Below are 17,260 nucleotides of genomic sequence, written 5' to 3'. Positions count from 1 at the left end.
GACGGATGCAATCCGTGATATAGCGACTTCGTACAGTCACAAGAGGCTAATACGAGATATGTCGCAGGTGTTGGGCGGCACGCCGGATTCAGGGCTGTTGCGAACGGGTGGCTGTACTGCTGGAGTTGCGGGCCCTCCGCCCCAACGGCCCAATATGAAGTTAAGTGTTGATCATTTGAGACGATCCATAAGTGCGTGCGGACTTGTTAGTTGAATCTCGCGCTGCTCCCAACGGAGCACTCGTGTGCCCGCGAGCCCGTAAAGTTCCCGATCCGTCGGGGGCTTTTGCATGTTCGATCTGGAGGCGTGCGCGTGCGTCTCGTCGAGAACCTGCCGGAGGGTCAGGTATTCGCTCACGAAGCCGCCGCGGCAACTGGAGTCCCACAGCAAGTGATCCGTCAGCGGGCGACGCGTGGCAAGATCCGCCGCTTCTCCCGTAAGAACCGGCTCACCGGAAACCGGCGCGAGTGCAAGACCATCTACGCGCTCCCCGAAATCCAGCAGCGGGCCCGCGCCTATCGGGCAACCCCACAGTGCGGCATACGTGCCGCCGCCTGCATTCCTCGCGGACGGTTGAGCACTTGTGGCGGCAGTTCCCGCCCGCGAGGATGCACGCCTGCCAATGTGGGGGCAGGGCTTTGGGCATAACTGATCGTTTCGGAATGGGTTGAGCTGCGGGTCTTGTGCTCGACGATCTTGGTCGGCAGGGTGCCTGGATGCGTGTTGATCTTGTTCCGGACGACCTGTGGGAGGGGGTGGCCCCGCTGCTGCCACCCTCTCCCGAACGGCGCCGTCGGCATCCCGGGCGGTTGCGTGTTCCTGACCGAACAGCACTCGCTGGCGTCCTGTTTGTGCTGTGGACCGGTGTCGCCTGGCGGGACGTCCCGGCGGAGACCGTGGGCTGTTCCGGGGGGACGGCCTGGCGCCGGCTGCGGGACTGGACCGAGGCCGGCCTCTGGCCACGCCTGCATGCCGCCCTGCTGGCCGAGCTTCGCCGGGCCGACCGGCTGGACCTGGACGACTGCGCCGTGGATGGGTCGCACGTCCGGGCCCTCAAAGGGGGGATCATGTCGGCCCCTCTCCCGTCGATCGTGCCCGCCCCGGCTCGAAGCACCACCTGATCGTCGATCGCCACGGAACCCCGCTCGCCGTCACTCTCACCGGCGGCAATTGGCACGACGTCACCCAGCTCCTGCACCTGCTCGACGCCGTCCCGCCGATCCGGGGACGGCGGGGACGTCCCCGCCGCAAGCCCCGGCGCCTGTATGCCGACCGGGGCTACGACTTCGACAAGTACCGCCGCCTGCTGTGGAAGCGGGGCATCAAGCCGTTGATTGCGCGACGCGGCGTCGCCCACGGTTCCGGACTGGGCACGGTGCGCTGGGTGGTCGAGCGCGCCTTCGCCTGGCTGCATCAGTTCAAACGCCTCCGCACCCGCTACGAGCGACGCGCCGATCTCCATCAGGGCCTGCTCGAACTGGCCTGCAGCCTCATATGCCTGCGCCGCCTGCGAACCTCATCCTGAAGCGATCAGTTGGCTACGCTGAACCACCCCGGCCGCACCTCGTCCAGAAGCGGTTGCAGCGACCGCACTGCGGCTCGCAGGTCCTCATCCGTGACATCCACAGTCTCCGGCAGGCTCAGTCCGTGACGGCGCAGCCGCCAGATGTCGAAGACTTCGCTCCCGTCGGCTGCGAAGTCCATATCGACCTCAGTGCGGTTGTCACTGACGAAGCGGCACCCTGCCCCATGAACCCTGTAGGAGTAGGTGCCGACGTGCCCACTCCGGTTGAACCGGCGCGCCGGGCCAGGCCGAGGACATCCGCCAGTCGCTCAAGTGAGGGGATCGCCACCATCCGCCGCCCCGCGAGCCGACGAGTTACGGTATCGGGATCCATCGGCCGTGTGAGCCAGCGGGTGGACGGCCGCTCGTCGCGCGTCGCCCGGACGCCTGAGGAAAGGTGCGGAGATGACCAACGCGCAGGGAGTATCACTCGGCCTTCCCACGCCGGACGGGACCGCTGACGCCTATCTCGCCCACCCCGGCGACGGCGCGCCGCACCCCGGCGTGCTGCTCTACATGGACGCCTTCGGGCTGCGCCCCTCGTTGGAGGCGATGGCCAGGCGACTGGCCGGGCATGGTTACACGGTGCTGGTGCCCAATGTCTTCTACCGTGCGGGGCGCGCTCCAGTGGCGGAACTGCCCACGTACATCAAGCCGGCCGAGCGGCCCGAGATCTTCGCCCAGCTCGGTCCGATCATCCAGGCGCTTACCCCCGAAGCGGCGATGCGCGACGCCGGCGCCTACCTCGACTGGCTGGCCGCCTCCCCCCTGGTCGCGAATGGTCCCATGGGCACCACCGGTTACTGCATGGGCGGCGCCCTCGCCGTCCGTACCGCCGCAGCTTTCCCTGACCGGATAGCGGCCGCGGCGGCCTTCCATACCAGCCGTATGGTCACCGATGCTGAGGACAGCCCGCACCGGCTTGCCGACCACATCACGGCAGAGCTGTACTTCGGTCATGCCGACCAGGACCCCTGGATGTCGGCCGAGCAGATCAAAAGCCTGGGGCAGGCACTGGGTACTGCGGGTGTGCGCTACCGCAATGAGGTCTACGAGGGCGCCCACCATGGATACACCCAGTCCGACACCGCCGCGTACAACGCCGAGGCAGACGAGCGTCATTGGCGGGTACTGCTAGACCTCCTCGGCCGGACGCTCTGAGCCAGACCAGTACCGCCGCGCATTCACCAACCAGTGCGAGTCACCGAAAAACCGACCAGAACCACCGTGTTCCACCAGCAACGGCTTGCGCGCCGGCCTCGGTCCAGTCCCGCAGACGGCGCCAGCAGGCCACCCCGTGCAACCGATCCGCTCGGCTGAGACGTCACGCCAGCTCACCCCCGTGCACAGCACGTAGACGATGCCGGCCAAGGACACGCGGTCGTCCGCCGCCATGCTGAATCGCAAGCTGATCTCGCGAAAGGCCACGGTCATGGCACTGAGGCTCATCGGGACCACCTTCGACGACGGCGACCGCCCCACCCTCTGCCCACCCTCTACGAGGTCGAAGAGAGCGGCGACATTGTCGTCCAGGGCGACCGGCTTACCGATCCTGCCCACTTCGCGCAACTCCGTGACGTCAAGGACTCCGAAACGTTCGTCGTGATCCCTCGTAAACTCCTCACCTGCTTCGCGCCCAAGGGGTGACCTGCCCGATCTGATCCCGTTCTCGGAAGCGGCCCACTACTTTCAGGACTTCGGACATCGCCGAGAACCCTGACAACGCGTGGGGGCCAACGTGCCGCCCTGGTCGTGGTCGGCAAATGCATCGAGCGGGTTCGTCTGATCGACCAGCCAACCACCGAGGGGCAACGATTCCTCCTGGCCGGCGGCCTAGGCAATGTGGCAGCCGGTGAAGACATCCGGAACCTGTATCGGTCGGAGGCTCATGGTCGGAGGCCCATGGAGGGGCTGGGAGGGCTGCTCCGGGGCCGCATCGAGGTGATACTGCCGGAAGTCCTTGAGCGGATGGACCGGCTGTGGCATGGCAGCTGAGAGTGGTACCCGCTGCTACTCGCTGGAGTAGGCGGGTTGGCGTCGGGTCACCCCCAGCTGCCCGTTCTCTCCAGTCGCCAACGGATGATGATGAGCGAGCCGGATCGATCCCTGCGATAGACGGACCCGTTGTACACCTCGTAGAAGTCGCCGTCGCTGTTTCCCTTGACGACGGCGTCTTCGTGCGGGATCTTCCGCATGGCCTTCATCTTGCGTGTGTCGATACCGGTGTTGAACCTGAGCCGGCCTTCGCCCGGGTATCCACCACCGATCGCGACACTGCGCGCGCACTCGGAAAGGAAGGAGTCGAATTCCTCGATCCAAGCCCGCAGCATCTCAGCCCTCGGGCGCATGCCCGCCCAGTGTGTGGTGTCATCTTGGCCCTCCGCGAGAAGGTCCTGCTCACTGCCTGGCCAAACCGGCGCCTTCATGAGCCACTTGCGACAGACCTTCGTGGCTTCCGCAAGACGTGCCTCGTAGTCGTTCATGCGCCGAGTCTGAGCCATTGGCTCGCGGCGTGGAGCCAGAGGTATGAGAACGGCCCGTTTTCGAGGTCGTGTGGCTGTCCAGCGGATCTTGTGCGTTCTAGGCTGCCGGAGCGGGGCCTGAGCTCCGTGCTTGCTCGTAGCGGCTGGAACAGGGGCTCATCGTGACAACTTCCCTCATCAGTTTCTCCCTGTTCGCCCTGGTGGTGACGATGGCTCCAGGCCCGGACACACTTTTGGTACTGCGTAATTGCATGCGCGGCGGCCGTCTCTCGGGCGTCTCGACCGCGCTCGGTGCGGCGGCAGGCTCGCTCGCCTGGGCGGTCGTGGCCGCCGTCGGGCTGGCTGCAGTTCTGCAGCGGTGGGACGTGGCCTTCACCGTGGTTCGTCTGGCTGGCGCCACGTACCTGGTGTTCCTGGGGGTGCAGAGCCTGTGGGCATACCGTCGTGGCGCAACGGGCCGACCGGAGATGCCCGGGGAGTCGGCGGGGCCCACCCCGGCCGCCGGGCGGGCTTTCCGTCAAGGTCTGTTGAGCTGCCTACTCAACCCCAAGGTAGGGATCTTCTTCGTGTCGGTGGTCCCACAGTTCCTCCCCAACGGCCATGGGACGTTCGCTGCGACGCTGACCTTCGGTGTCATCGACGCCGGAATCGCTGCTGGGTGGTTGATGCTGGTCACGGTGTTCGCAGCCCGCATGCTGACGTGGCTGCGTCGTCCGCGCGTGAACACGGCGATGGAGCGAACCGCCGCCGGCGTTCTGGTGGTTCTGGGTATTGGCACCGCTGTCGAATCGGTCTAGATCTGCGCGGAGCCCGTCAGGTCCGGAGCCATAGCCGGATCGCCGCGTCAGATGTAGGCGCTGACGTCCTCCACCGTGCGCGCCAGGCGGACATCAGCGGGCGTACTCGCAACCTTGAGCGACACCCAAGGAACCCGGCGGAATTCGGCGGAACCCGGCGGAACGCGGCGGAAATCACAAGGAAAGCGCGGCTCGGGACGGCGATGCGGCACGTTGCGTCGAGCGGATGCACCGCGACGCGGCGATCTACGCCATCTTCGAGGGCACCAGCGAGAACCAGCGGCTGGTCATCGCCCGCACGCTATCGGGGATGCCGATCCGCTAGGGCAGAGCCCCTGCAAGTCGCGCGCAGACCGATCTCGCGCCGGACGGGCCCCACTCCCTCGGGAGCGGGGCCCAATCGCGTCATACGGGTCCTCGATTCCCCGGACAGCGTCACCGGCGATTCCCTGGACTGCGCCATCACCCCCCCGGGCCGTTCACGCGCTCACCGTAGGGAACCCACCGGTCCCCACCGGAATGCCCTCAGGATGTCGGCAGTGGGTCTTGGCCCAACATGCGCTGTCCGTTGTCCGCAGACAGGCGCACCGCGTCGAATCCGTATCCGGTCATTGCGGATTCGTACGCGGCAATCGTCTCGACGAGTGGTCTGCCGTCGGCTGCCTGCTCCAGCGCGGCGGCGAGAATTCCGGCGTCGCGCAAGGCGGTGTTCGCGCCGATCCCACCCGCGGGGCTCATTGCGTGTATCGCATCTCCGAGCAAGGTGACGGGGGTTGGCCGCCAGGCAGGAATGGGCACACTGGTGCGCAGGGTCAACGGGAAGACGCTTTCGGGCAGCCAGTGCTCGATGATCCGGCGGACATCCGGGTGCCACGGCTCGATCAGGCGCAATGTCGCGCTGCGCAGTTCGGCCCCGGTCATGGCCTGCAACTGGGCGTCGCCGTAGGGCAGGAGTTCCCGGCGGGAGCCGAAGGTAACGGTCATGTAGTCCGCCGTGTCGTTCAGTGCTGCCGTGGGCGCAAGACGGCGGGCCGCCAGTCGAGGTGGCTCGGGGAATTCCACCGGGGCGACTCCGATGAATTGCTTCGCGGGTCCGATCACCGGCGTGAACACAGCGAACATCTCCGGCGGGAACAGGGCTCTGGTCTCCTTGGTGAGGAGGACTTTCCCGTACAGCTGCCGCAGGCCGGTGTCCACCACCCGTGCATGCGGCAGATACTGCCGACGCACAGGGGAATTCACTCCGTCCGCGGCCACGATCACATCGCCGCGCACCTCGGTCCCGTCGTCGAAGCACGCTACAGGGCCGCCGTCCGATCCGACGCGGTAGTGGGTGAACCGCTTGCCGAATGCGACGGCGTCCGCCACTCCGGTGAGCAGGATCTGCCGCAGTGTCAGCCGGTCGACCGCGAGATGCGTACCGCCGTCCCCTTCCAACTCGGCCAACTGCCGCAACTGCTCGTCGAATACGGGGGTGCGGGACAGCGGAACGCCTGCCGTGGCCCGGAACAACTGGTAGAGCTCGGGCGGGAGAGCATCCGTGAGTGAGTCGTCCCCGTGGGTGTCGATATGGATTCGATAGCCTTGGTCGCGGGACATCAAAGAGGCGTCCCGTTCGTACACGCAGAAGTCGATGCCTCTGCGGCGCAGGCCCTGCGCGAGGCAGAGCCCACCCAGCCCTGCGCCGACGATGATCACATGTGGATACGGCATGCCGACCGTTCCTTCCTCGTATCGTGACAGAGAAAGGAACACGCAGGTCACATAGGGCAGTTGCAGACCCTCTTGGGACTGACTGCACATGCGGTGTTCGGTGCCGTGAAGCGCTGTCCGGACTAACCCATACCGGACCGTGTCTTCGCGCGTCCTCGGAGTTCAGGCTACAAGCCGGGCGTGCGAACTTCCATCCACTCGTGGTCTGAACACATTTCAACCCGCCGATGCGCCACAGCGTCGATCTCTTCCTGCGCCTCCGGGACGGCGGCCTGCGCGGCGGTTTTCGTCGGCCTCACACCGACCCCCAACGACTCGCCGCCCACGCCAGTGCGGCGCAGCCGCGAACACTGCTCGACGCCGCGGAGCGAGTCCCACGATGTCTGATGTCTCGGGACAGTGCGAGCGCGGGCGATATCCACTGGCTTCGGCCCGGTCGGTCACACCTAAGGTGCAGCTGAGCAACTTTCCTCTGCTGTAAGGGTGTTACATGTCGATCGCACGCAGATCCCTCCTGACCGGCTCGACGGCGGCTGTGGCTGCCGGCGCCCTCGGCACCGCGGGGAGCGCCGAGGCCGCCGGCCCCGCGCGGCCCGGTCCGGACCCCCTGCTCGCGCGTACCCCGGGCCGCCTCGGCGTACCCGGTGTCACCGGCCTGCACCTCCAGTTCGGGGCCGACCCGGCCACCGAGATGACGGTTTCCTGGATCAGCCCCTGCTCCGTACGCCGCCCGCAGGTGCGCCTCGGCACCCATGGCGGAGGCTCCGGCAGCGTGGTGGACGCGGAGACCCGCAGCTACCGCGACGGACTGAGCCGCGAGGAGGTGTACGTCCACCACGCCCGCCTCACCGGACTGCGGCCGGACACCACCTACCTGTACTCGGCCGGGCACGACGGCACCGCGCCGGAGACCGGTGCGTTCACCACGGCGCCGCGCGGGCGTACCGCTTTCACGTTCACCAGCTTCGGCGACCAGGGCGCGCCCAACCTGCGCCGGGTCGTCACCTGGCCGGCGGGCGGCGCCCCGTCACCCTCGGGGCGCTTCCCGCTCTACACCAGCAGCCAGGCCGGCAGCCCCGCCGCCGCCGACATCGTGGCCGCGGTGGAACGGGTCGGACCGCTGTTCAACCTGGTCAACGGCGACCTGTGCTACGCCTCCGCGGCCGGCCTCTTCGGCCAGGACAGAGTTGCGACCTGGGCGGACTGGTTCATCGGCAACAGCCGGTCGACGCGACTGCGCCCGTGGATGCCGTGCGTCGGCAACGGCGAGAACGAGAAGGGCAACGGCCCCCTGGGGCTGACCGGCTACCAGACCTACTTCACCCTGCCCGGTCCGACGGGCACCGACCCCGAGATCCGGGGCCTGTGGTACGCGTTCACGGTCGGCGCGGTCCGCTTCATCAGCCTGGCCAACGACGACGTGGCGATCCAGGACACCGGCGACACCTATGTGCGCGGCTACTCCGGCGGGGCGCAACGACAGTGGCTGGAACGGGAGTTGAAGGCCGCACGCGGCAACGCGGGCATCGACTGGATCGTCGTCTTCATGCACCACCCGATGATCTCCAGCAGCCGCAGTGGCAGCGGCAGCGACGTCGGCATCCGCACGGCATGGGGTCCGCTCTTCGACGCGTACGGGGTCGATCTGGTGCTGTGCGGCCACGAGCACTACTACGAGCGCTCGCTGCCGGTCCGCGGTGCGATGCCGAACGAGGCCCGCACGCCGGTACCGGTGTCCACCAGGACCGATGTCGCCGACACCGCCAAGGGCACGGTTCACATGATCATCGGAGGCGGCGGGAACTTCGCCACCACCCAGGACGACCTGTTCCAGGAGCCCAAGGGGCGCGTCGTGGTCGACCTGGCCAAGGAAACCGAGGGCCGCCACCGCAAGGCGATCTTCGTCACCGAGGACGCCCCCTGGCGCGCCGTCCAGGACCGCGTCCACACTCACGGCTTCGCCGCCTTCGACGTCGACCCGGGCGACCACCGCACCGGCCGCACCCGCATCCACGTCACCTACTACACCTTCGACGGCCCCTACGGCGACCTGACCCCCGTGGACACCTTCACCCTGGAACGCCCGCGCAGGGACGCCCGCCACTGACCGACGACGCCTTCCCGTACGGGAGGTGGCGCGGCCGCGGCGGAGCCGGATGCCGGCGGTGGAGCGGGCCACGGCTCCTTTCGTGACACACATCCGAACGGGACGCCCTCTAATCCCGATGCGCGCCACTACTGCCGTTGCGCAGCTGTGTTGCCAGTCGGGCTGCCATTGTCGCGGTCCTTCCACTTGGCTGTTTTGCTCCATCAGCACTTCGGGTCGCCGCTGGTGCAAGCGCCCAGCCCCGGTTCGTTCTTGTCATCCGGTCCGACCTTGCTGGGGGTCGCACTCGTTGTCTGCTGTGCAAAACAGTCCCTTCGGCGGTTCGACTGCTTTGCGTGCGGGGTTCCGGCTTGTCCTTGCCCGAGAGGCGCATTCCATTGGTGACCCGAGTGATGGCGTAACCGCACTCGTCCTTGCCCAGTGGATTCTCCACGGGGCGTTCCGCTGGGAGTTGGCCGCGTACTTGATGCCGTAGAAGTTGGCGACCAGCGGGTTGCTTGTGGTGTCAGGGACGGCGACGCGGGATGCCTGCCGCTTGTTGTATTCCTGGGAGGTGACGCCGAGCATCACCTGCGCCAGAATTCAGCCGGCTGCAGAGAGGGTTCTTCGCATGGGCACGGTGGTGTGGCGATGTCTGGGCCGTGAAGGCGAGCGGACGTTGGTGGTCGCGCAGCGACCCTCTGAATCCGCGGCCTGGCCGCCGAAGAACCCAATGGCTCCCCAGCGGCCGCAGCAACCCAGGAGGTCGCCCCTCCGCCGTCTGCGCGGGCTTCCTGCCAGGACGGTGCGCGTGCGGTGTTACTCCGCGCCGGCCGGATCCGGGGCCGTGGGGGTGGTGGAAGTGGCCGCTGTCCTTGTGCCGTTGTGGGGTGCGCTGCCTACCGGCACCACCTGGCGCACAGTCACCAGGGCGGCGAGTGCGATCGCTGCCGCGACGGCGGGAACGGCTGCCGGTCCGGCCGTGGAAAGGGTCACGCCGCCGAGCGCGCCGGCCACGGCGACGCCGAGGAACTGGGCGGAGAAGTGCAGCCCGAGGGCCTGGGAGCGCTGCTCGGGGGCGAGGCCGGCCAGGCGCGTCTGCTGGCTGATGCCGCCCGACCACCAGACCATGCCGAACGCGAACAGGAGGGGGAAGGCGGTGATTCGCGCCACCGTGTGCATGTGCGCGACGGTCAAGAGGGTCAGTACGGCGAGGAGGGCGGCGACCAGCAGCAGTACCGTGCGCAGGACGCTCGCCAGCGCATGCCGTGCGAGGACTGAGCCGATGAGGCGGCCGCCGGTGAATCCGCCCGCGCCGAACACGATCATCAGGGCGGCCACCCCGGTGCTGCCCAGGCCGGTGGAGCGCTGCACGATGGGGGAGAGGTACGTGTACATGGTGTAGGCGGCCAGGAACAGGCCAAACGTGGTGACCAGGCCCCAGCGGACGGCGCCGCGGTGGAGCAGGTTGAGCCGTCCGGCCGTGGCGACCGCGGTACTTGGGATGTCCGGAAGCCACGCGGCGAGGGAGCCGGCGGTGACCAGGGCGAGGGCCGTGACGAAGCCGAAGGAGGCCCGCCAGCCCAGGGCCGCGCCGACAACCGTGCCAAGGGGAGCACCGAGGGTGAGGGCGACCGCGTTGCCGCCGGCCGTGACGGCGATCGCGCGGGGCAGTTCCTCGGGTTTGCTCAGCGCCGCGGCGGCAGCGGCGGCGGGCGCGGCGAAGAGGGCGGCACCCATTGCGGCGAGGACGCGGGCCACGGCCAGGGTGGCGAGATCGGGGGCGAGGCCGGCCAGCACATTGGCGGCGGCGAAGCCGACGGCCGCCCAGATGAGGAGCTTCTTGGGCGGCACGTGCTGGAACCGGCCGATCAGGGGTGGGCCCGCCAAGGCATAGACGACGGCGAAGACCGTGACCATCTGCCCGCACATCGACACCGTCGAGTGGAGGTCGTGCGCGACGTCGGGGAGAACCCCGGCGATCACGTAACCCTCGGTTCCGACCGTGAAGGTGCCAAGGGCCAGGAGGTAGATCCTTGGATTCATGGTCCAACGGTACAAGAGTCGTTGAACCTTTGGAAGGGTGATCCGTGGCAGTAGGGTCGTAGGCATGCGCGACAGGTTTCACGCCGAACTGGCCAACGTCAGCCTCGCCCAGGCAATGCACGGGCTCAGCGACCCGCTGCGTCTGGGGATCGTCGCCCTACTCGCCGAGCGCGGCGAGACCGAATGCTCGGTGATCTACCACGACCTCGGCATCAGTAAGTCGAATGCCTCGCACCACTTCCGCGTCCTGCGCGAGTGCGGACTGATCTGGCGCAGTCACCAGGGACAGCAACAGAGCGCCCGGCTGCGCGCCGACGAGTTCGAGGAGCGATTCCCGGGACTGTTGCATGCCGTGATCCGCAACATGGGTGTCGGTGAGCCCGCGTCCGGGCGGCAGCGCGAGGGCGATGAGCCCGAGGGGGCGCCGACTTCGAGCTGACCGGTCGACTTCGAGCTGACCGGGCTGGTCATTGGCCATTGGTCCCTGGTCGCGCTGCCTGAGCGTGCTGTCCGCCCACCGACTGCCGCGGACCACCTGCTCGGCGTGCCGCGCCAGCCCCGATGCCGAGTACGCACCGCCCCTGCCGGATCCCACCGAATCCCACCGAGCGTGACTGGGCCGCATGTACCTCATCGGCATGATCGATGACCTCGGATGAGATGACTCCGGATGGACTCGATCGAGAACGCGAACAGCATGAGAACGCGAACAGTGAAGGCCCGGTGGAAACCACCGGGCCTTCACATATGAGTAGCGGGGACAGGATTTGAACCTGCGACCTCTGGGTTATGAGCCCAGCGAGCTACCGAGCTGCTCCACCCCGCGTCGGCACAAGGAACTCTACGGCACTTCCCCGGATCGGCCGAATCGACCTCCGCCCCGGCCCATCGGCGAGCTCTTCGGGCCGCCGCATCGGCCTCGGAGTCGACCGTGAAGCAGCAGGCCGTCCGTACGGCGCCGCGCCAGTCGGACGCCAGGCGCGCGGGGCCGAGGCGTAGCAGCGAGGGCTGTCTTCGCGCCCGGCGCACGTCCGGGTGAGGGTTCAAGTCAGGGACGTCGTTAGAGGTCGAGCCGGGGCAGCCCGTGCACGCTCAGCCTCTGGAGTTCTCGTCAATGACAGGCATGGCCTCCCCGCCTGGATGCCACTTGTCGAGGAAGGCGGTCTGCCGACTGACGTCGACGAGCTCGATGCGGGCCCCGATGCTGTCCATGCGGTGATAGGCGAACGGTCGACCGTAGGGGCAGCCCGAGAAGTCCACGGGCATGCCTTCCTTCTCCAGGCGCGGGGATCCTTGCCCGACATCGCTGGACCAGAAGCCCATGTGATCGAACCTGGCGCCCTGCGACGCGTCCCAAGGGCTGCCTGTGGGCCCGGTGATGAGTTCAATGAACGGTGGCCCGCCCGTGCTGAAGGCGATGCGGTAGTCCCACTCGCCCATCCGATCGGACACCGGGGCACTCCACTCGACCCCGGCCGAACGCTGAAAGTCCCGCATCGCCTGCTCGATGTCGGGGACCACGAAACACACATGGTAGAAGCCAGTCATCCACCCATGATCGAACACGTCGACGCGGAGTCCCAGCAGTTAAGAACCAGGATCGGTCGACGCGTATGTCCGTCCATAGCCGGCCTGAATGGACTGGCTCGTGCAACTTCGTGCAACTTCCTGGCGCACTCATCACCCGGCCCATCAAGCTGGCTCCCTGCATCGATTCGCCGAAGACAGGGGGCGCAACCATGGGAGCGGACAGCGTGGCCATGGACAAGGAGTACCTCGACGAGATGCGTGAAAGCTCCGGAGGTCAAGCTGCACCCGGGTGGCTGGTTGGGCGAGGCCGAGAGGTTCGGGGTGCCTTCCCCGCTCCATTGGGCCGCGGGCCCTGGCGGCAGTTCGTCAACACCCGCTCCGCGAAGGAGACTTGTGGATGGCGGCAGCGGTGAACATCGCTGTGGGAACGGTCTCCAGCGTGATCGCTACGGTCGCAGGAGAGGTGTTGTTGCGGGCGCTCGGCCTGAAGTAGGGCTTGAAGTGCACCGCACCCCGAGTGCTGCAACACCGGGGCGCAGTCGATCTCCCAGTCGGACCCTGGCTAAGTCCAAGCGAGGTCGGGGTCCGACCACTGCGCCAGACCGTTGCTCCGGCCTGGCTTTGCATGCTCTGACGTGGATGGTCTGCGTCTGCATGCGGCGACTCTCAAGCCTGTACCCGCAGCGGGGACGTTCGGCAATTTATAAGAGTCGGGTTCAGCCTACATGTTGAGTCGCTGGTGTGAGTCGCTGTGAAAGGCCGGGGATCGGGGGCCAGGGGCCAGGGGGCAGAGATTGGGTCCGGCGGCACCGGGAGCGGCGGTCCAGCGAGTGCCGATTTCCGACGAGTCCCTTGCCTTCGGCAGGATGGGTGCCATGACTGAGATCCGCACCCCCCGCCTCCTGCTTCGTCGCTGGCACGACGACGACCTCGTGCCCATGGCCGACATCAACGCAGACCCTCGGGCCATGCGCTGGGTCGACGACGGCTCGGTGCGCGACCTGGACCACACGGCGGAGGCGATCGAGCGGTGGGAGGAGGAGTGGGATGAGGAAGGCTTCGGGCTCTTCGCCGTCGAGCTGCTGGCCTCAGGGGAACTGGCCGGCTTCACGGGGCTGTACGTGCCTGAGTTCCTGCCGGAGGTAGGGCCCGCCGTGGCGATCAGCTGGCGGCTCGGCTCACAGTTCTGGGGCCAGGGATACGCGTCCGAAGCAGCCCAGGCCACGCTGGAGTTCGCGCTCCAGGACCGCGGTCTCGACCGCGTCATCAGCATCAGTCGAGCGGGCGACACTGCCTCCGAGAACGTCATCCGCAAGCTCGGCATGGTGCTGGAGCGCGAGACGACCCACCCGGTGTACGGCTTTCCGCTGCGCATTCACGCCATCGACCTCACCGAGTACCAGGCGTGAACCAGCCGAGCACTCGGATCGTCACGAGACAGCCGACTGCTGTCCGTACGTCCTCGGCCGCAGGGGTCGCCACGGAGTAGGACGCCCAGACGTCAGGCACCGCACGGGGTTCAGGAACCTGCCTGCCGCCTCGTGGACCTGGACGCGCTCAGTCTCCGCCCGGATCTCAAGGCGCTTCGTCGTTCGTATTCAGCGGGTTCCTCTGATCCGGACGCCCAGCCCTCGGCGGGGGCGCGCCTCGCGCATCGCCGCCCCGTCCCGCGAGGCCGGACGGGCTCGACGACCAGCGCTCCGGGGGGCTCTCTCTTCCCGGTGTGTGCGGGCTTCCTTTCGCGAGACATGGTGCGTTTTGCCCTCATGGATTCCTGGACGGCGGGTTCTTTTGTGGAGGGGAGGGATCCCTGGGAGATGGTCTTGTGTCTCCAATCCTGAGCAACACCCATGGAACCCGGTGGATCGAGGCGGGGATCCGGTGGCTGGTCGTCGCCCGGACGCTGTCGGGGGTGCCGATTCGCTGACGGGGGCCTGAGAGGTCCGCTCAATTCGATGTGGCACGGAAGGCGTCGCCCTTTGCCGGGGCGGTGCCTTCCGTGCCGAGAAGGGGCCCGATATTCGACTCGGTGGGGGGAGCGGCGATGCCGCCGCCGGGTTGTCGCCGCGCATCTTAAGCGGGATGGCGTCGGCCTGCTGCGAATCGCCGGGGGGCTGAACCGCCGAGCGGGTGAAACGGGGCGTGATGGCCGGGAATTGGTGGCATGGATTCCACGTCCCAGCGACCCCGACGATATTTCGGAGCTCAGCATGCGTATGCGTACCGCTCTCACCACCGCAGCCCTGTGTTCGGCCGCCCTCCTCGGCCCCGTCGGCACCGCCGTCGCCGACGACGACTACACGGGCGGCGTGATGAACACCGCCACCATGAACTTCCAGGACGTGAACAACGACGGAGCCGGCTACCGCTGGGCCTTCGGTGACGAAGACTCGGAGAAGGGCAAGCACGGCAAGGAAGGCGCGGGGGGCAAGGAAGGCGGTATGGGCGGCAAGGAAGGTGGCAAGGAAAGCGGCAAGGAAAGCGGCAAGGAAGGCGGCAAGGGGGGCAAGGAAAGCGGTATGGGCGGCAAGGAAGGAATGGGCGGCAAGGAAGGCAAGGTGGTGAATGGTCCGGAAGAGGACAACTAACCTTCCCCCGTACATCCCCGCCCCTCCTTCGGCGCGCATGCCGAAGGAGGGGCGGGGTTTTTCCTGCCCGGTCGCCGTCCGGAATTGCGGCATGGCGGCGTAGGCCCGGATTGTCCATTCGGGGTGGGTGCCGAAATGCGGCGAGCGGGGCGTGCGTGGCGGGGATCGTCCGGAGGGCGTGGCGGGGATTGCCTGATCGCGGTGGCGGGAACGGGCACTCGTACGGGTGAGGGGCGTCGCGGTCGGCGTAACGGCGGGGAATTCCCGCATCGCCATTGCGGATGATCCCCGCGCGCGAGATATCGCGCGGAAGAATCCCCGGAGGCGATGACTCCGGAGGCCACGACTTCGGAAGCGACGTCTTCGGAAGAGGCACCTTCGGAAGCGGGGCCTTCGGGAGAAGCACCGTCGGTGGTGGAGCCGTCGGTGATGGTCGGAGGGCGGGGTCGGGCGGATGCTCCGACCCGGCCTCCGGGTGGGGTCAGTTCCGGCCGTCGCGCGGGGCGAAGTGCAGCAAACGGTCGGCCTCCCGCTGGGTCTCCTGCGCGGCGCGACGGCTCTCGGCGACCACATCGCCGTGTTTCGAGACCAGGCTCTCGTAGATCGGTGAACCGCTCGCAGGGGCGGGCGCGGGTACGGGGACGGGGGCGGGCATCGGTGACTCTCCTGAAAATCGATCGGGCAGACGGCGGCAGCCGGACATGGGTGCGCGCCGCCGGCGCCCGACTACCCAATCATGTCGAGCCCATTCCCCGCCCTCTATGTGATCAGTTCCACGTCCAGCTGGTGAGACGGCGGTATCTGAGCGCCGGTCAGGATTCCCGGGCCACCGGACCGTCCGTCACCGGTTCCGCGTTGCGCCGGGTCTTGGCCCAGCCGTTGCGGCCCCGGAACATCCGCACGAACCCGCGGGCCGACACCACGAAGAGGTGGTAGGCGTACAGCCACAGGGCGGCGCCCCACAGGAGGGCCGTCAGCCGGGGCGCCTCGCCCAGCCCGACCGAGCCGGTGCGCACCCGCAGCAGCTGCATCCCCGTGTTGGACACCGCGAACTCCATGTCCTGGACCCGGATCAGCAGACGGGCCAGGGCGTTGGCGACCCGGCCGCGTCGGGCAGCGGACGCTCCTCGCCGACATTGCGCATCCGCACGCCCACCTGCACCCCGCCGACCTCCGGATCGGCGAACCCGGCCGGTCCGGACACCGCCGCGAGGGCTCCGGGGGCCAGTCGCCCGTCGGCGTCGACCACGCAGACCACCACCGCCGAGCGGTCGGTGTCCGCCGGCAGGAACTCCGCGAGCTGGTCGTAGGCGGCGTTCAGGGCGTCGCCCTTGCCGGTGCGGGCCTGCGGGCGCACCCGGCGGACGAGGTGCACCCGGCGGTCGTCCCCGGCGAGTGCGGCGACGATGTGCCCGGTCCGAGCGGGCGGGTCACCCGCAGCGGGGCGAGGAGCCCGGACAGCCCGGTGGTCTCGGCCCGGGCCCGGGTGCGCGGGTGCTCGGGTGCAGCGGCAGGACGACGGGCACCTCGGCGGCGAGCGCGGCCAGCTCGCGCAGGACGGCCCGCAGCGCGGCCGGGTCGTCGGTGTTCTCGGGTCGGTGGACGGTGGCCAGCAGGAACGCGTCGGGTGTCAGTCCGAGCCGTGCCAGATGCGCCAACCTCTCGTCCTCGTCCGGCAGTTGACGGTGCACAGCCTCGACCACGGTGTTGCCGGTGACCTCGATGCGGTCGGCCGGGACGCCCTCGGCGAGCAGGTTGGCGCGGTTGTCGGGCGTCGCCGCGCACAGCACGTCGGCGAGCCGGTCGATCAGCACCCGGTTGTGTTCCTCGGGCATGTTCCGGTCGTGGCTGCGCAGCCCGGCCTCGACGTGGACGAGCGGGAGGGCGCGGGCGTTGGCGGCGAGCGCCCTGGCGAGCGCGGCGTTGGTGTCGCCCTGGACCACCACGGCCCGGCCCGGCCCGGCCCGGAACACCGCGTCGAGCTGGCCGAGTGCGGCCGAGATCCGGACCGCGCGGGGCTGTCCGCCGACCCCGGTCAGACGGTGCCGCTCCCCGGCCGGCGGTGCCGCTCCCCGGTCGACGTCCTGCGCCGCGGTCAGCCGTCCCCGTCGCCCCGGTAGCGGTAGCCCAGCCCGCGGACCGCCTCGATCGGGTCGGTCGCCGCGCCGCCCGTCGCCTGCTGGAGCTTGCGCCGCACCCGCAGCACCGCGAACTTCACCCGGTCCCGGCAGATGCCCTGCGGATCGTCCCAGACCTGGTCCAGCAGCTGGTCGGTGGTGACCACCCGGCCGGGGTTGCGGACCAGCACCTGGAGCAGTCGGTACTCGATGTCGCTGAGCCGGACCTCCGCGCCCCGCCAGACTGCCGAGCGGCGCTCGGGCACCAGCCGCAGCGCCTCGTCCTGCGCGGCCCGGCCCAGCGCGCGGGCACCGCGCACCGCAACAGGGCCTCGA

17 protein-coding genes, 1 tRNA gene and 3 pseudogenes are annotated in these 17,260 nt (G+C 68.4%); 9 read left to right on the top strand and 12 right to left on the bottom strand.

Features of this window, described 5'->3' with window-relative positions; all coding sequences use genetic code 11:
- Nucleotides 1–716: 716 nt before the first annotated feature.
- Nucleotides 717–1,525, top strand: a protein-coding gene (locus JNO44_RS37215; protein ID WP_205368430.1) for an IS5 family transposase whose coding sequence is annotated in 2 segments (ribosomal slippage) — nt 717–1,056 and nt 1,056–1,525 — 810 coding nt in all. Because the reading frame shifts where the segments join, the coding sequence is not laid out codon by codon here.
- 5 nt (nt 1,526–1,530) lie between these two features.
- On the opposite strand, the pseudogene JNO44_RS44100 reads toward JNO44_RS37215, so the two are convergent.
- Nucleotides 1,531–1,740, bottom strand: a pseudogene (locus JNO44_RS44100) (DUF6896 domain-containing protein); the annotation flags it as partial.
- A 229-nt stretch (nt 1,741–1,969) separates the two neighbouring features.
- Here JNO44_RS44100 and JNO44_RS37205 point away from each other — a divergent pair.
- Nucleotides 1,970–2,725: a dienelactone hydrolase family protein gene (locus JNO44_RS37205; protein WP_205368429.1), complete on the top strand. Its 756-nt coding sequence runs from the start codon at nt 1,970–1,972 to the stop codon at nt 2,723–2,725.
- 91 nt (nt 2,726–2,816) lie between these two features.
- Here the strand turns inward: JNO44_RS37205 and JNO44_RS37200 are convergent.
- A pseudogene (locus JNO44_RS37200) lies at nt 2,817–2,950 on the bottom strand (transposase); the annotation flags it as partial.
- Nucleotides 2,951–3,316: 366 nt separating this feature from the next.
- Here JNO44_RS37200 and JNO44_RS44915 point away from each other — a divergent pair.
- A complete protein-coding gene (locus JNO44_RS44915) occupies nt 3,317–3,559 on the top strand; it encodes a DUF6879 family protein (protein ID WP_338058596.1) in 243 nt (80 codons plus the stop codon).
- Between the two features lie 47 nt (nt 3,560–3,606).
- On the opposite strand, the gene JNO44_RS37195 is transcribed toward JNO44_RS44915, so the two are convergent.
- Nucleotides 3,607–4,047 carry a hypothetical protein gene (locus JNO44_RS37195; RefSeq protein WP_205368428.1) on the bottom strand — a complete coding sequence of 147 codons (441 nt, stop codon included), beginning with the start codon at nt 4,045–4,047 and terminating at the stop codon, nt 3,607–3,609.
- Nucleotides 4,048–4,208: 161 nt separating this feature from the next.
- On the opposite strand from JNO44_RS37195, the gene JNO44_RS37190 reads away from it, so the two are divergent.
- Together JNO44_RS37190 and JNO44_RS45360 are read left to right on the top strand one after the other, a co-directional pair.
- Nucleotides 4,209–4,844, top strand: a complete 636-nt coding sequence (locus JNO44_RS37190; RefSeq protein WP_205368427.1) for a LysE family translocator — start codon at nt 4,209–4,211, stop codon at nt 4,842–4,844.
- 217 nt (nt 4,845–5,061) lie between these two features.
- Nucleotides 5,062–5,169, top strand: a pseudogene (locus tag JNO44_RS45360) (acyl-CoA dehydrogenase family protein); the annotation flags it as partial.
- A gap of 200 nt (nt 5,170–5,369) precedes the next feature.
- On the opposite strand, the gene JNO44_RS37180 reads toward JNO44_RS45360, so the two are convergent.
- The gene (locus JNO44_RS37180; RefSeq protein ID WP_240167836.1) at nt 5,370–6,647 is read right to left on the bottom strand and encodes an FAD-dependent oxidoreductase; all 1,278 of its coding nucleotides are present in this window, start codon (nt 6,645–6,647) and stop codon (nt 5,370–5,372) included.
- 400 nt (nt 6,648–7,047) lie between these two features.
- On the opposite strand from JNO44_RS37180, the gene JNO44_RS37175 reads away from it, so the two are divergent.
- A complete protein-coding gene (locus JNO44_RS37175) occupies nt 7,048–8,664 on the top strand; it encodes a metallophosphoesterase family protein (protein WP_205368426.1) in 1,617 nt (538 codons plus the stop codon).
- A 798-nt stretch (nt 8,665–9,462) separates the two neighbouring features.
- Here JNO44_RS37175 and JNO44_RS37170 read toward each other — a convergent pair.
- The gene (locus JNO44_RS37170; protein WP_205368425.1) at nt 9,463–10,689 is read right to left on the bottom strand and encodes an MFS transporter; all 1,227 of its coding nucleotides are present in this window, start codon (nt 10,687–10,689) and stop codon (nt 9,463–9,465) included.
- A gap of 64 nt (nt 10,690–10,753) precedes the next feature.
- Between JNO44_RS37170 and JNO44_RS37165 the strand changes: the two genes are divergently transcribed.
- Nucleotides 10,754–11,128, top strand: a complete 375-nt coding sequence (locus JNO44_RS37165) for an ArsR/SmtB family transcription factor (protein WP_205368424.1) — start codon at nt 10,754–10,756, stop codon at nt 11,126–11,128.
- Nucleotides 11,129–11,441: 313 nt separating this feature from the next.
- Here JNO44_RS37165 and JNO44_RS37160 read toward each other — a convergent pair.
- Nucleotides 11,442–11,515: transfer RNA gene (locus tag JNO44_RS37160), tRNA-Met, on the bottom strand.
- Between the two features lie 266 nt (nt 11,516–11,781).
- Complete coding sequence (locus JNO44_RS37155) at nt 11,782–12,237, bottom strand: VOC family protein (RefSeq protein ID WP_205368423.1); 456 nt, start codon at nt 12,235–12,237, stop codon at nt 11,782–11,784.
- Nucleotides 12,238–13,094: 857 nt separating this feature from the next.
- Between JNO44_RS37155 and JNO44_RS37150 the strand changes: the two genes are divergently transcribed.
- Nucleotides 13,095–13,628 (top strand): GNAT family N-acetyltransferase, encoded by a 534-nt coding sequence (locus tag JNO44_RS37150; RefSeq protein WP_205368422.1) that lies wholly within the window; start codon nt 13,095–13,097, stop codon nt 13,626–13,628.
- Nucleotides 13,629–14,429: 801 nt separating this feature from the next.
- A complete protein-coding gene (locus JNO44_RS37145) occupies nt 14,430–14,807 on the top strand; it encodes a hypothetical protein (RefSeq protein WP_235095259.1) in 378 nt (125 codons plus the stop codon).
- A 481-nt stretch (nt 14,808–15,288) separates the two neighbouring features.
- On the opposite strand, the gene JNO44_RS37140 is transcribed toward JNO44_RS37145, so the two are convergent.
- The 5 genes from JNO44_RS37140 to JNO44_RS45345 form a co-directional block, all read right to left on the bottom strand.
- Complete coding sequence (locus tag JNO44_RS37140; protein ID WP_167390888.1) at nt 15,289–15,462, bottom strand: hypothetical protein; 174 nt, start codon at nt 15,460–15,462, stop codon at nt 15,289–15,291.
- Between the two features lie 157 nt (nt 15,463–15,619).
- Nucleotides 15,620–15,853, bottom strand: a complete 234-nt coding sequence (locus JNO44_RS45355; protein ID WP_420882717.1) for a hypothetical protein — start codon at nt 15,851–15,853, stop codon at nt 15,620–15,622.
- A 26-nt stretch (nt 15,854–15,879) separates the two neighbouring features.
- Complete coding sequence (locus JNO44_RS45350; protein ID WP_420882716.1) at nt 15,880–16,182, bottom strand: glycosyltransferase family protein; 303 nt, start codon at nt 16,180–16,182, stop codon at nt 15,880–15,882.
- A gap of 55 nt (nt 16,183–16,237) precedes the next feature.
- A complete protein-coding gene (locus tag JNO44_RS37130) occupies nt 16,238–16,780 on the bottom strand; it encodes a UDP-N-acetylglucosamine 2-epimerase (protein WP_240167835.1) in 543 nt (180 codons plus the stop codon).
- A gap of 122 nt (nt 16,781–16,902) precedes the next feature.
- Nucleotides 16,903–17,244: a winged helix-turn-helix domain-containing protein gene (locus JNO44_RS45345; RefSeq protein WP_275695785.1), complete on the bottom strand. Its 342-nt coding sequence runs from the start codon at nt 17,242–17,244 to the stop codon at nt 16,903–16,905.
- Between the last annotated feature and the right edge of the window lie 16 nt (nt 17,245–17,260).

This window comes from Streptomyces noursei (genome assembly GCF_016917755.1).
Taxonomy (GTDB): domain Bacteria; phylum Actinomycetota; class Actinomycetes; order Streptomycetales; family Streptomycetaceae; genus Streptomyces; species Streptomyces yunnanensis.
The sequence above is the reverse complement of the archived record's forward strand: the minus strand, read 5'-3'. Positions and strand labels throughout refer to the sequence as shown.

Bases quoted from the DNA above. Each gene is read 5' to 3' on its own strand.
- JNO44_RS37175 (WP_205368426.1), top strand. From the start codon at position 7,048: ATGTCGATCGCACGCAGATCCCTCCTGACCGGCTCGACGGCGGCTGTG.
- JNO44_RS37155 (WP_205368423.1), bottom strand. From the start codon at position 12,237: ATGACTGGCTTCTACCATGTGTGTTTCGTGGTCCCCGACATCGAGCAG.
- JNO44_RS37180 (WP_240167836.1), bottom strand. From the start codon at position 6,647: ATGTGCAGTCAGTCCCAAGAGGGTCTGCAACTGCCCTATGTGACCTGC.
- JNO44_RS37140 (WP_167390888.1), bottom strand. From the start codon at position 15,462: ATGCCCGCCCCCGTCCCCGTACCCGCGCCCGCCCCTGCGAGCGGTTCA.
- JNO44_RS37195 (WP_205368428.1), bottom strand. From the start codon at position 4,047: ATGAACGACTACGAGGCACGTCTTGCGGAAGCCACGAAGGTCTGTCGC.
- JNO44_RS37205 (WP_205368429.1), top strand. From the start codon at position 1,970: ATGACCAACGCGCAGGGAGTATCACTCGGCCTTCCCACGCCGGACGGG.
- JNO44_RS37145 (WP_235095259.1), top strand. From the start codon at position 14,430: ATGCGTATGCGTACCGCTCTCACCACCGCAGCCCTGTGTTCGGCCGCC.
- JNO44_RS37165 (WP_205368424.1), top strand. From the start codon at position 10,754: ATGCGCGACAGGTTTCACGCCGAACTGGCCAACGTCAGCCTCGCCCAG.
- JNO44_RS37170 (WP_205368425.1), bottom strand. From the start codon at position 10,689: ATGAATCCAAGGATCTACCTCCTGGCCCTTGGCACCTTCACGGTCGGA.
- JNO44_RS37150 (WP_205368422.1), top strand. From the start codon at position 13,095: ATGACTGAGATCCGCACCCCCCGCCTCCTGCTTCGTCGCTGGCACGAC.